General features: G+C 61.1%; 11 protein-coding genes. 4 read left to right on the forward strand and 7 right to left on the reverse strand.

Annotated elements, in window-relative coordinates; genetic code table 11:
* Together A5483_RS03780 and A5483_RS03785 are read right to left on the reverse strand one after the other, a co-directional pair.
* The coding region (locus tag A5483_RS03780; RefSeq protein WP_063811303.1) for a HelD family protein at positions 1-1,541 on the reverse strand (1,541 nt) is incomplete at its 3' end.
* Between the two features lie 85 nt (positions 1,542-1,626).
* The gene (locus A5483_RS03785; protein ID WP_063811069.1) at positions 1,627-2,793 is read right to left on the reverse strand and encodes a hypothetical protein; all 1,167 of its coding nucleotides are present in this window, start codon (positions 2,791-2,793) and stop codon (positions 1,627-1,629) included.
* Here A5483_RS03785 and A5483_RS03790 point away from each other — a divergent pair.
* On the forward strand, positions 2,779-3,573 hold the full coding sequence (locus A5483_RS03790) for an alpha/beta fold hydrolase (RefSeq protein WP_193790435.1): 795 nt from the start codon (positions 2,779-2,781) through the stop codon (positions 3,571-3,573). The two genes, A5483_RS03785 and A5483_RS03790, sit on opposite strands and share 15 nt — an antisense overlap.
* 121 nt (positions 3,574-3,694) lie before the next feature.
* Complete coding sequence (locus tag A5483_RS03795) at positions 3,695-4,153, forward strand: Hsp20/alpha crystallin family protein (protein WP_063811071.1); 459 nt, start codon at positions 3,695-3,697, stop codon at positions 4,151-4,153.
* A 70-nt stretch (positions 4,154-4,223) separates the two neighbouring features.
* Here the strand turns inward: A5483_RS03795 and A5483_RS03800 are convergent, their stop codons facing one another.
* Both A5483_RS03800 and A5483_RS03805 read right to left on the reverse strand, forming a co-directional pair.
* Positions 4,224-5,594 carry a GntT/GntP/DsdX family permease gene (locus A5483_RS03800; RefSeq protein ID WP_063811072.1) on the reverse strand — a complete coding sequence of 457 codons (1,371 nt, stop codon included), beginning with the start codon at positions 5,592-5,594 and terminating at the stop codon, positions 4,224-4,226.
* Between the two features lie 29 nt (positions 5,595-5,623).
* Positions 5,624-6,148, reverse strand: a complete 525-nt coding sequence (locus tag A5483_RS03805; RefSeq protein ID WP_193790436.1) for a gluconokinase — start codon at positions 6,146-6,148, stop codon at positions 5,624-5,626.
* 315 nt (positions 6,149-6,463) lie between these two features.
* On the opposite strand from A5483_RS03805, the gene A5483_RS03810 reads away from it, so the two are divergent.
* Complete coding sequence (locus A5483_RS03810; RefSeq protein ID WP_063811073.1) at positions 6,464-7,177, forward strand: FadR/GntR family transcriptional regulator; 714 nt, start codon at positions 6,464-6,466, stop codon at positions 7,175-7,177.
* Positions 7,178-7,244: 67 nt separating this feature from the next.
* On the opposite strand, the gene gcvP is transcribed toward A5483_RS03810, so the two are convergent.
* Genes gcvP through gcvT form a run of 3 tightly spaced genes read right to left on the reverse strand, consistent with a single transcriptional unit; the run spans position 7,245 to position 11,758 of the window.
* Positions 7,245-10,232, reverse strand: coding sequence for an aminomethyl-transferring glycine dehydrogenase (gcvP, locus tag A5483_RS03815; RefSeq protein ID WP_063811074.1), 2,988 nt, complete (start codon positions 10,230-10,232; stop codon positions 7,245-7,247).
* A complete protein-coding gene (gene gcvH / locus A5483_RS03820) occupies positions 10,232-10,603 on the reverse strand; it encodes a glycine cleavage system protein GcvH (RefSeq protein WP_002548549.1) in 372 nt (123 codons plus the stop codon). The genes gcvP and gcvH overlap by 1 nt, the downstream gene beginning before the upstream one ends.
* Before the next feature lie 39 nt (positions 10,604-10,642).
* Positions 10,643-11,758, reverse strand: coding sequence for a glycine cleavage system aminomethyltransferase GcvT (gcvT, locus tag A5483_RS03825; protein ID WP_063811075.1), 1,116 nt, complete (start codon positions 11,756-11,758; stop codon positions 10,643-10,645).
* A gap of 126 nt (positions 11,759-11,884) precedes the next feature.
* Between gcvT and A5483_RS03830 the strand changes: the two genes are divergently transcribed.
* On the forward strand, positions 11,885-12,316 hold the full coding sequence (locus A5483_RS03830) for a DUF3040 domain-containing protein (RefSeq protein ID WP_063811076.1): 432 nt from the start codon (positions 11,885-11,887) through the stop codon (positions 12,314-12,316).
* Positions 12,317-12,327 lie beyond the last annotated feature (11 nt).

Raw genomic sequence — 12,327 nt, forward strand, 5'->3', positions numbered from 1 at the left:
TCCTGGGCCTCGTCGACAAGGACGTGAGCGAAGGTGTCGCGGGGCTCGTTCTGGTCAATCTGCCGGGCGTCGTGGAGACGATCGCTGAGGGTGACGAGCTCCTCGGCGTCGCCTCCCTCGATAAAGACCGGAGCGTCGGCATCAGGCTCGGGGGGAACTGGGCCCAGCAGAGCCGCCAACTCGTCGAGCAGGGCCATATCGGCTATCGACCAGTTGCGCCGTCCACGTCGATCCGCCTCGGTCGGGATAGAACTGACGAGAAGCTGACGGCTTTCTTCGTCCCAGTCGGGAGTCACTGCTTCGGCGACTGCGGGATCGGCCAACCGGGCGAGGACGTCGGGGGCCGACAGGGTGGGCCACCAGGCGTTGAGGAGCATCCGCCAGGAGGCCTGGGAGGACACCAGCTCGTCGAAATCGTCCCTGGTGAGGTCATGGGCAGCGAGGACGTCGGCCGGGACCCTTGCCCACAACTGGTCGCGCAGCGAGACCTCAACGGCTTCTCGGCCGTCGTTGTAGCGGTTGCGCTTGAGGATGCGCTGGCGGGTCATCGCTAGGGTGGAGGCATCGAGGGTGAGAACCTCGCCTTTAACCGTCACTCGCAGCTGCAAGGAATCGGAGTCCGCCGGCATTGGCAGATTGACCAGTCGGGTGAGGACGCCAACCATTTCGAGGCTGCCCTTGATATTGGCAGTACGCGGCTCATCGAGACGGTCAGAGGAGAAGGGCAGAATATCCGACGGCACCTGGCCCACTGAGCGCAGCGTTACGGAGTCCTCACCAAGGCTGGGTAGCACCCGTTCGATGTAGCTCATGAAGACCGATGACGGCCCGATAACGAGCACTCCGCCATTCTCCAGCCGAGTGCGGTGAGAGTAGAGCAGGAATGCTGCGCGGTGTAAAGCGACGACCGTTTTGCCGGTGCCGGGGCCACCCATGATCGTCGTTACGCCTTGGTAAGGGGCACGAATGGCCTCATCCTGTTCAGCCTGGATTGTCGAGACGATCGAATGCATTCGAGTGTCGCGGGCACGAGAGAGCGCTGCCATGAGAGCCCCCTCGCCGATGATCGGCAGATTTGCCTGCGAGGTGGAATCCAGCAGATCATCCTCGATGCCAAGAACCTTGTCATCGCGACAGCGCAAGATACGGCGACGAACAACACCCATCGGATCCGACGGGGTGGCTCGGTAGAAGGGTTCGGCGGCGCGGGCACGCCAGTCGATGACGAGAGGCTCATAGTCCGCATTCCGTACCCCGATGCGGCCGATGTGACGCACCTCGTCGTCAGTCAGATCAAGTCGACCGAAGACCAGACCCTCATGCTCAGCGTCGAGGACCGCTAGCCTCTTTGCTGCGTTATAAGAGAAGGCGTCGCGTTCAAACATCGCCGTACCGTCCTCTTCACGAACCCAACTAGTGCGGTCCGAGCGGTACATGTCTTGGCCAGCCTTCGCCAGCATGCGGGCTTTATTCTCGTCGATCTCCAATTGAGCGCGGACGCGGTCGACGTGGGCCTGCTCTTTGGCAATCTCGGATTCCACAACGCGGGGGTCGCTGCTCGAACTATCGTGTGCGGTCAAAGTCGTCCTTCACGAGATGTCTGTCCCTAGACGCGGTGCTCTGGGGCTAACGGTCAAGTCTACGCTCCGAGACCTCATCAGTGGAACCGTGGCTTCTTCTGGGACGCCCGGCCGCACCGATGGTTTTATTGCTCGGGCGGATATCTTCCCCGGTGAGCCTTTCGTGGGTGAGATACGCAGCTAGTGCCCCGGTAAGTAGCCGAGCCCAAGGTTCTGGGCCTCCGTGTGAAGCGGGGGAGGCTGTGAGTACTGGGGCTGATCCGCCCTGGTGCCAAACCATGGGGGGACGATCCCGCCAAGCCGACCACGCGGTGCCCAGTTCGGGAGTCGAGACGGGGCGAGTGTGGTCGTGACAGATCCGGTGGCTCTGTGCGCCATCGCACCAAGTCCACGTTTCGATTAGCCCTTCGGGCCGCCAGTCCAGCCGGTGGCTCATGCCATGATGAGCAGGAAGCTCGTCTGAGGAGCTGACAGTGACGGTGGGAGAACTCCATGGTCGAGCTGGGCGACGCCACCGGGAGCGTCGGGGGGCCGGTGCCGTCGTGTCGATGACAGCGTTCGGAGGATCACTCGGAGAGGGATCGACTACGACGCCGCGTCGAGCGAGTCGCTTATCCAGTAGGGTCAGCAGGGGTTGCAGATCAGTTGGGCCATCCGGGCCGACGAGATTCCAACAGCCAAAGATTCTGGTGACTGCCAGCCTTGTTTCGTGAGCCGATAGTTCGGCCAGCGGAGAGGGAAGATCAACGTGGATCGGCCCGGGGAGTGGAGCGGGCCGGGAGGTGACCGCATGTTCTACCCCGCACCGGCGCCGGGCTTGCCACATGCCGTCTGCGTGATCGAGGACATCACGCCATCTATCGGCAGTGCGGTGTCCGTATCGGTCGCGGACGGTGTGGATTTGTGCCCCTCTGTCTGTCGGCATGGAGATATCTGCCGTACATGAACTGATTTGAGTATCGGGCTCGGTGACGAGGTCGAGTCCGATGCTTGCCAATTCAGCTTCCATTGCCCGGCCGGACTTAGCGAAAAGGTCGCGCCACGCGGAGGGAAGTTCGATGGTGGCGCCAAGTTCAGGTGCAACAGGACGCGCCGCGCTCGCGCGCCAACGCGGGGAAGGGGAGATGATGGTGACCTTATGCCCGGCCCGAGCTAGTCGTAGGGCGGCGGCCAGAGCGACGAGTTCGTCTCCGATGATATGGACCGCTCCCATCGTGTCTGCGCCTCCTGTGGTGATCCGACCGGGTTAATAACCGACGGTATCGTGCCAGAGGTGAACACGGATCTTCCTGTCGTCGCCCTCCATGGAATCACCAGCTCGCCAACCACCTGGGGTGGGCTCGTATTGGCATTCAATATTGAAGGCGTCGTCGTCCATCAGCTCTCTTTGCTTGGGCACGGCCCGATTGACACCCGCCGGGGAGTGGGGACTGATTATTCTCTTGACGCTTTTACACATGACGTTGTCGAGCAGATGGATGCCCTGAAGGTCGACAGGTGCGCTTTAGTAGGCCATTCCCTCGGAGCTCTGGTTTCGTCCATGGTTGCGCAACGTCAGCCGGATCGCATTGACCGCGTTCTGCTAGAGGACATGCCCGTATTGCGTCGAGACCGTCAGGATCCGCCTCCGATGCGGACATACGCCGACGTCATGCTTATGGAGGTTGCGGCGTTTGCTGGACGTAAGAGGTTCGACCCGAAGATGGTGTGGAAGGTCAGTCGTGAGTTACTGAAACCCCATCCCCAGTGGTGGGACGGGCTGTCTCGGATGACCATGCCGGTCCTTGCTATCGGGGGAGGCAAGGCATCGTACCTGCGCCAGGATCGGTTGCGTGACGTGGTACATGCCCTGCCTGATGCCCGGATCGTCACCATTGACGGCGGGCATCGCACTCACATCACCAAGGGTGACGAGTTCTGCGACGTCGCGGTGCCATTCCTGACGAATGGGAAGTACGTCAATCGCCGGCATAACGGGATCCAAGACATGTGAGCCTTGAGCGAACTGTACTCAACTCGGTTGTTGAGTCGGGGGCGCTCATGGTTAAACTTGAGTCATAACGACTCAAACCGAGTCGATGCAGGAATCTGCTTAACCCTGTAGGAGTGTTGACATGGCTCGTACCTTTGACCCGTTCCGTGAAATGGACCGGCTACTCTCCGACGTCACCAGGACGCCGGCGGCTGTCGCCGTTCCCATGGATCTCTACCGCGAAGGCGACGACTACATCGTTGCGGTGGACCTGCCAGGAGCTGATCCAGCATCCATCGATATCGACGTCGACGATCGCACTTTGACGATTCGCGCCGAGCGCGCCACCAAGGTGGCTGAGGAGGTGCAGTGGTTGTCCCGCGAGCGAGCCATGGGTACCTTCGCTCGTCAACTCACCCTCGGTCACGGTCTGGCGACCGATCGCATTACCGCCGAGTACACCGACGGCGTGCTGACCCTGACGATCCCCGTCGCTGAGACTGCTAAGCCTCGCAAGGTAGAGGTCCGGCACGGCTCGACCACTATCGACGCCGTGGCTGATCAGGCTCAGGTCGGCTCAGGCGAGAATCAGGAGCAGTGATCTAAGACTGGCCCACGACGGCCGGCCCCTCGCTAGGGGGCCGGCCGTCGTGCGTCAGGCATCGGTGAGGCTAGACGGTGACAGAGACCGACAGCACCAGGATCAGTCCGCAGACCGATAACACCGATTCCATCAGAGACCAAGTCTTAATGTTCTCTCCTACCGAGATACCGAAGTACTCCTTGATAAGCCAGAAGCCGGCGTCATTGACGTGCGAGAAGAACACCGAACCGCAGCCGATCGCCAGCACCAGCAATGCCACGTGGGTGGGTGGCAGGCTGGCTGCCACCGGCTCCAGGATGGCGGCCGCAGTGAGGGTTGCCACTGTGGCTGAGCCGGTCGCCAATCGGACGACGACAGCGACAAGCCAGGCCATGAGTAGCGGGGAGATCGAAGACTGGGTAATGCCGTTGGCTAACAGCTTGGCAATACCAGTGTCGACAAGGATCTGCTTAAACCCACCGCCGGCGGCGACGATGAGCAGGATGCCGGCGATTGGTGGCAGCGACGCGCCCACACTGTCGCTTATCGCGTCCCTGTCCATGCCGGAGGTCTTACCCAAGGTGACGATCGCCAGCAGGGTCGTCAGCAGCAAGGCAAACATTGGCTCGCCAAGGAAATCCCAGATGTTGCGGATGGTGGTGCCCTTGACCGCGAAAATATCGGCGAGGGCCTTGCTCATCATGAGGATGACAGGCAGCAGGACGGTCATTAAGGTGACGGAGAATTTCGGGTGGCCGGGGGCAGTACCAGAACGGCCATCCTCGTCAGCATTAAGGAAGAGGTCAGGCGCATCAACAGGTACCCACCGGGCTGCGAGCCGCGAGAACAGCGGACCAGCAACAACAACGGTCGGTATGGCAATAAGGACGCCGAATCCGAGGGTGGTGCCGAGGTCAGCCTGGAGGAGACCGATGGCGGCCAGCGGGCCCGGATGCGGTGGGACGAAGGCATGCATTGTCGATAGACCAGCTAGGGCCGGGATGGCTACTCTCATGAGAGGCAGCTTGGAACGGCGGGTCACCAGCAGGATGACCGGGACGAGTAGCACGAGGCCGATCTCGAAGAACATTGGCAGCCCAATGACAGCGCCAATGAGGGCCATCGCCCATGGCAGAGCGGCGGGAGGAGCCTTGCGGACCAGGGTGTCGACGATCTCATCTGCGCCCCCGGAATCGGCCAGCAATTTACCGATGATTGCTCCCAGCGCGATGAGAGCACCAACGGAAGCGACAGTCGATCCGACTCCGTTGGAATAGGCCGCCAGCATCTCCGACAGGGACATTTTCGCGATAGCTCCGACAATAAAAGAACCGATCGTTAAGGAGAGAAAAGGGTGGAGCTTAAATGCGGTAATAAGGGTGACAATGGTGGCGAAGCCAATGATGGCCGCCACAATCAATGGACCGGTGCTGGCCGCGGTTTCGAGGATGGCTGGCATTGACTCCTCCTTGAGCTCGGGATGCGGTGTCAGTCGGCGTCGGCCAACCAGGCGGCCGCCTTAGTGGTGAGTTCCTCGCGAGGAGCGTCGAAGTCGACAGTGATGCCTACCTCGTTGGCGGCTAGTGGTTCGAGGGTGGCGTATTGGGAGTCGATGAGGCTGGCCGGCATGAAGTGGCCGGCGCGAGCCTCGACCCGGGCGGCGACAACCTTGCGGTCGCCAGCGAGATGGATGAAGACCAGATCGGGACAGACCTGTCGTAGCTGGTCGCGGTAAATGCGTTTGAGGGCAGAACATGCGACGACTGCTCCGTTGTCAGCATGTTCGGCTAGCCAAGCAGCGATATTGGTTAGCCAAGGGCGTCGGTCCTTGTCGTTGAGAGGATGACCGGATGTCATCTTGTCGATGTTGGCCTGGGGATGAAGGTCGTCGCCGTCCATGAAGTCCACACCAAGGCGGTCGGCAAGCATGGAGCCAACGTCCGTCTTCCCAGCTCCGGCCACTCCCATGATGACGATAGGTGGCACGTGGTGGTGTGAGTGGTTAACGCGCATGGCGGTCTCCCAGCAGTCGGGGTCCTCGCTGACCTAGCCCAGCGTAGGTTCTGGGATCGGATTTGTACAGGAATTTGGCGGTTCAACTCATAGGTTAGCTGTCGTGACAGGACGCCTTGTCAAGGGCGTTCGCGGCAGCGAGAGCGATGGGAGTGGGGCGGGCTGAAAAAATAATAAAAAATCAGACTTTTGTACTCTGTGGGTAGGCCATTAGTGCTGCTAGCGCTACTATTTAGCGGCACTAGCGATGTCCCTTGGCGTGCATCCCCTAAGCGTATCGCCTCATATTCGTCGGCATGCGTTATCGTTCCTGTCATGCCTCAGGAATTCCTCGCTTCATCAGTGGCCAGTCGTCTGGGCGCTCGCATTGTTGACGGTGATCTACAAGCCGGTGACGTGCTGCGGTTGGAGGACATCGAGCAGGAATCGGCAGCTTCCCGTTCTGTCTGCCGTGAAGCAGTCAAGATCCTCGAGTCCCTAAACCTGGTGCGTTCCCGGCGCCATGTGGGCGTGACGGTCCTGCCTTCCAACCAATGGGACGTGTTGTCACCCAAGGTGGTGCACTGGCACATGTCTGGCAACAAGCGTGAGCAGCAGATGAGCTGGACGAATGAACTGCGGATAGCGTTGGAGCCCACAGCTGCTCGACTTGCAGCTGAGCGTGCCGACGGCGCAGATCTCAAGGGATTACAGGACGCCGTCTCCGGCATGACGGCGGCGATCCGAAACGGTGACTCGACTGGTTTCGCCCATCATGACCACGCTTTTCACCGAAGCCTTTTGGCCGCTACCCGCAATCCGCTGTACGTCGCCCATGTCCCGATGCTGCTCGGCTACCTTGCCGAACAGTATGGTGACTTTAGCCTCACAAGCGAAAACGGGGCCAACCTCGTGCACTACCGTGACATCCTTGACGCCATCACGATGAATGATCCGGATGCGGCTGAGCAGTCCACCCGAGCCCTCGTCCTGGGATTGGGACGGGCGTCAACACAACCGTCACCCTGGCGAGCAGCCCCGTCCGAGTAGTAAAACAACCCGTGTAATACGTCACGCTGGCCGGGTCCGTTCTGGAACAGACCCGGCCAGCTGTGCATCAGTCCTCAAATGCCTCCGGAGGGGGGCAAGAGCACACCAGGTGGCGATCACCGTAGGTGTTGTCGACGCGACCCACCGGAGGCCAGTACTTGGCTTGGATACGGGTGACAGTGTTGACGTCCAGGCCACGTTCCTGGTCACGCTGGACGCCCAGACGCATGCCGGGGAAGCAGCCCAACTCGCGGGAGTATGGGTGAGTCCACTCGTCGACTACCAGACGAGCTGCTGGATGCGGGGCATTAACCAGCGGGTTGTCATCGGGCGGCCAGTGTCCTGACTGCACCATTCGGGCCTCTGCAACGATCGCCAGCATGGCGTCACAGAAGCGGTCCAGCTCGGCGAGATCCTCCGATTCGGTGGGCTCGACCATGAGGGTCCCGGCTACCGGGAAGCTCATAGTCGGAGCATGGAATCCGTAGTCGATGAGGCGCTTGGCAACGTCGTCGACGGTGATCCCCGTCTCAGCAGTCAACGGACGTAGATCAAGAATGCACTCGTGGGCCACGTAGCCGGTCTGCCCGGTATAGAGGATCGGGATCTTGTCATGAAGTCGGTGGGCGATGTAGTTGGCATTGAGAACCGCCACCTCAGTCGCGAACTGCAGTCCTTCTAAGCCCATGAGTCGCAGGTATGCCCAGGAAATGGGAAGCACAGACACTGACCCAAATGGCGCAGCAGATACGGCATGCCCGTCGTGGGTAACCGTCCCACCGTTATTGAGCGGATGCTCGTTGCGCGGGTTGAGAGGATGGCCGGGCAGGAAGGGAGCCAAATGAGCCTTGGCCGCGACCGGGCCAACACCAGGACCTCCGCCTCCGTGCGGGATGGCGAAGGTCTTGTGCAGGTTGAGGTGGCTGACGTCACCGCCGATGTGGCCGAACTGTCCCCACCCGACGAGGGCGTTGAAGTTTGCTCCGTCAATGTAGACCTGTCCGCCTGCCTCGTGGACCATGTCGCAGACCTGTCGCACGCCGTCTTCATAGACGCCGTGAGTTGACGGGTACGTGGTCATGATCGCAGCGATACGTCCCTCGTTGGCAGCAATCTTGGCAGCCAGATCGTCGCGGTCGATAGTGCCATCATCATTGGACTTGACGACGACTACCTTGAGACCTGCCGAAGCGGCTGAGGCGGCATTAGTGCCATGTGCGGAGGCCGGAACTAGACACACATTACGTGCGGTATCACCGCGAGAGACGTGATAGCTACGGATGGCTGCCAGACCGGTGTACTCCCCCTGGGAGCCTGCATTGGGCTGTAGGGAGACAGTGTCATAGCCGGTGAGTTCAGCTAACCAGATCTCGAGGTCGCGGATGAGGCGCAGACTACCGGCCTGGTCCTCAACCGGGGCGAAGGGGTGCATCTGCGAAAATGCCGGCCAGGTCATGGCCTCCATCTCGGCAGCGGCATTGAGCTTCATCGTGCACGAACCAAGCGGGATCATGCCGCGGTCCAGGCCATAGTCGCGGTCCGCCAAACGCTTGAGGTAGCGCATCATGGCGGTCTCGGTGTGGTAGCTGGAAAAAACCGGATGCGTCAGGAAGGAGGAGGTGCGGCGCAGATCCTCCGGCCACCCCTCGTCAGCCTGGCCACGAATCTCTTCAGTATTGCCACCCAGGAGTTGGGTGAGTTCTCGAAGCTCGTCGGCGGTAACGGTTTCATCAACCGACACCTGGAGGGTGTCATCGTCAATGAGATTGAGGGTGTACCCACCTTCGCGGGCTCGATTCCACAGTCCCTTCGCTTTGCCCTGCGCGCGTATCCGAATGGTGTCGAAAAACTGCTGATCGGCGACGTCAAGACCCCCGGCGCGTAAGGCGCTGGCAAGCTGATGAGCACGATCTGTGACCTGGGTGGCGATACGTGTTAGCCCCTTCGGTCCGTGCCACACGGCATAGGCAGCGGCGACTACAGCGAGGAGCACTTGGGCGGTGCAGATATTGCTCGTGGCCTTGTCGCGGCGGATATGCTGCTCACGGGTCTGCAGGGCCAGACGGTAAGCGGGGTTCCCGTCGAAATCAGTAGACACACCGACGAGTCGTCCTGGGATTTGTCGCTCCAGCCCAGCGCGAACCGACATGTACGCCGCGTGCGGTCCGCCATTACCCATCGGTACGCCGAAGCGTTGCGACGAGCCGACGGTGACGTCAGCACCCAGTTCGCCGGGCTCAGTCAGCAGAGTTAGTGACAGCAGGTCACACTCGGCGATGGTGATACCGCCAATTTCGTGGACAGCATCGAATACTTCGGAAGGGTTCCACAGCGCGCCGGTGCTGTCAGGATAAGGAGCGAGGACGCCGAAACAGCCTGCCTCAACTTCGGGGCGCCATGATTGCGGGTCGCGAAGGTCAACCTCGACAACTTCGATGCCAGCTGCCTCAGCGTGGCCTAGGATGACGTCTCGCACCTGGTCGAAGAGGTGAGTGTGCACCAAGAAGCGATTGGACTTGACCTTGCGGGTAGCACGACGGGCTAGCAACATCCCCTCGGAAGCTGCGGTCGCCTCATCGAGGAGGGACGAGTTCGCTAGGGCGAGCCCGGTGAGGTCGGTGATGACCTGCTGGTAGATCGTCAACATCTCCAGACGGCCTTGGGAAATTTCCGGCTGGTACGGGGTATAGGCGGTGTACCAGGAGGGGTTTTCCAGGATGTTGCGACGAATCACCGGTGGGGTAAGCGTGCCGTAGTAGCCACGCCCAATGAGGGCGCGAGTAACACGGTTTCCCGAGGCAATCTCGACGAGCTCAGCGTGGGCCGTTGTCTCGTCGGCGGCGGGAGGCAAGCTCGGGGCGCGAACGGAGGAACCCTCTTCGTAGCCGAGGACGGAGGCTGGGATGGCATCGCGAACGATCTGTTCGCGACTCGTAACTCCGACGGTCTGGGCGATGTATCGCAGGTCCTCGTCGACGGATCCGACGTGGCGGCTCGAGAAGGGGCGCGGCCTTTCGAGGCCGCGCCGATCCTCAGTGTGGTCAGCCATCATCATCACTCGGCGGTGAGCTTGAGGTAGGCGTCACGGTCCATGAGCTCGTCATCCAACTGGCCGCCGGCGACTTTGAACAACCATCCCTGCCCGAACGGATCGGAGTTGACGAGCTCGGGGGACTCGGTAATGGCCTCGTTGACCTCCGAGACGGTGCCTGTCACGGGGCTGAAGAGGTCCGAGACCGACTTAGTCGACTCAACCTCGCCAATGGCGGATCCGGCAGAGACATCGCTGCCGACCTCGGGGACGTCGACAAAGACGACGTCTCCCAGGGCTTCTGCGGCGTAGTCGGTGATGCCTACGGTCACGGTGTCACCATCAACGGCGACCCACTCGTGTTCGGTCGAGTACTTGAGATCGGACAGTTCCATGTCTGCTCCTCGGTATCTGTGCGGGGATTGTGGTTGGGGTCAGGATCGCTGGTAGAACGGCAGTTCAACGACAGTAACGCTGAGGGTTTTGCCTCGCACATCGACGCTAAGCACGGTGCCGACCTCGGCAACGTCAGGATCAACGAAAGCCATTGCGATGGGGTGACCCAGAGTGGGGGAGAGGATGCCGGAGGTGATGGCTCCGACTGCCTTGTCTTCATTCATGACAGCGTATCCTGCCCGCCCGGCGCGGCGCCCTTCCCCGACCAGCCCGACTAGCACGCGATCGGTGGTGGTATCGCGGTTTTCGAGGGCGCAGCGACCGACGAAGGTGCCCTCCTTCTTGAAGCTGACGACTCGTCCAAGGCCGGCTTGAGAGGGATGGATGTCGGTGCCCAACTCGTGTCCGTTGAGAGGCATCCCGGCTTCCAGACGCAGGGTGTCACGGCAGGCGAGACCGCACGGGGTGAGGTCCTCGCCGCCAGCGTCCATGAGGAGCTGCCACAGATGCTCGGCGGCCTCGGCCGGCACGTACAGCTCGTAGCCATCCTCCCCGGTGTAACCGGTGCGAGCGACGAGGATAGGTGACCCGTCCAGCTCTCCAGTGAGACACCGGTAGTACTTGACGTCGCGGACTTCGTCGGGACTGAGGGTGGTATTAGCCTTCTGAAGGGCCGCCAGCACGATCTTCACGGCGTCGGGGCCTTGCACGGCGACCAGGGCGGTTTGGGCTGACTCGTCTGTAACGGTGACGTCGAATCGTGCGCAGCGCTTGGTGAACTCGGCGAGGTCGGTTTCGGTATTGGCAGCATTGGCAACGACGAGATAGTCACCGTCGGGCAGGTGGTAGGTCACTAGATCATCAACGACACCCCCCTCGTCAGTGAGTAGGAGGGAATACTTCGCGCGGCCTTCCGCCACAGCGGAGAGCTTGCCGGCCAAGGCATAATCGAGGGCAGCTCCAGCATCAGGGCCAGAGATCCTGATCTCGCCCATGTGGGATAGATCGAAGATGCCGGCATTCTTGCGGACGGCGTGGTGTTCAGCCAGGTCGGAGGAGTACCGCACGGGCATGTCCCAGCCCGCGAAATCGGTGAAGGATGCTCCGAGGCTTTCGTGTACGGCCGCCAGTGGTGTACGTCGAAGCGTGGTCATGCTTCGAAGTATGGCATGAGCAGAGACCGTGTGCTTGCCGGTCGGGAGAACTGAGGAAGTAGACTTTGCGACGTACGATGGAGTTCATTCCGGCGAACTCAGCGGCAGGTCAGGTAGGAGTTCGAGATGCCCTTGTCAGCAGAGGAGCAGCGGCGGCTCGCCGAGCTTGAGGAGGCGCTGTCCACCGACGATCCTGACTTCGCCCGATCCTTCTCTCGGCGTGCTTGTGCGACTCGTCGTCCCCACGCCAATGACAATGTTTTGGAGCAACGGCGCATGCGGCGTCGTCGGGCCCAACGCCGTCAGATTCTTATCGGGTCTGTCATGATGCTGTTGGGCCTGATGGGCGTTGTCGGTGGGGTGGTCCTCAAAAGCGGTGTTCTTGCGGTCGTCGGTTTCGCTATTATGGCCGCCGCCGTCGGGGTATTGCTTTCAACTGGTGACGGTTTGATGCCACGGAGCAGCAGAGTTGGGCTACGTGGGGGACAACGCGAGCCCAACTTCGAATCTTTCACCGCTCGAATGGAAGAGCGTTGGCGTCGACGTCAGTCGCGGTGATGTTCTGTCGT

It is taken from the genome of Cutibacterium namnetense (assembly GCF_001642025.1).
In the GTDB taxonomy this organism is placed as follows: domain Bacteria; phylum Actinomycetota; class Actinomycetes; order Propionibacteriales; family Propionibacteriaceae; genus Cutibacterium; species Cutibacterium namnetense.

Coding starts and splice junctions, on each gene's coding strand:
- A5483_RS03785 (WP_063811069.1), bottom strand. CDS start 2,793: ATGGGAGCGGTCCATATCATCGGAGACGAACTCGTCGCTCTGGCCGCC.
- A5483_RS03805 (WP_193790436.1), bottom strand. CDS start 6,148: ATGCGCGTTAACCACTCACACCACCACGTGCCACCTATCGTCATCATG.
- gcvP (WP_063811074.1), bottom strand. CDS start 10,232: ATGATGATGGCTGACCACACTGAGGATCGGCGCGGCCTCGAAAGGCCG.
- A5483_RS03830 (WP_063811076.1), top strand. CDS start 11,885: ATGCCCTTGTCAGCAGAGGAGCAGCGGCGGCTCGCCGAGCTTGAGGAG.
- A5483_RS03790 (WP_193790435.1), top strand. CDS start 2,779: ATGGACCGCTCCCATCGTGTCTGCGCCTCCTGTGGTGATCCGACCGGG.
- gcvT (WP_063811075.1), bottom strand. CDS start 11,758: ATGACCACGCTTCGACGTACACCACTGGCGGCCGTACACGAAAGCCTC.
- A5483_RS03810 (WP_063811073.1), top strand. CDS start 6,464: ATGCCTCAGGAATTCCTCGCTTCATCAGTGGCCAGTCGTCTGGGCGCT.
- A5483_RS03795 (WP_063811071.1), top strand. CDS start 3,695: ATGGCTCGTACCTTTGACCCGTTCCGTGAAATGGACCGGCTACTCTCC.
- A5483_RS03800 (WP_063811072.1), bottom strand. CDS start 5,594: ATGCCAGCCATCCTCGAAACCGCGGCCAGCACCGGTCCATTGATTGTG.
- gcvH (WP_002548549.1), bottom strand. CDS start 10,603: ATGGAACTGTCCGATCTCAAGTACTCGACCGAACACGAGTGGGTCGCC.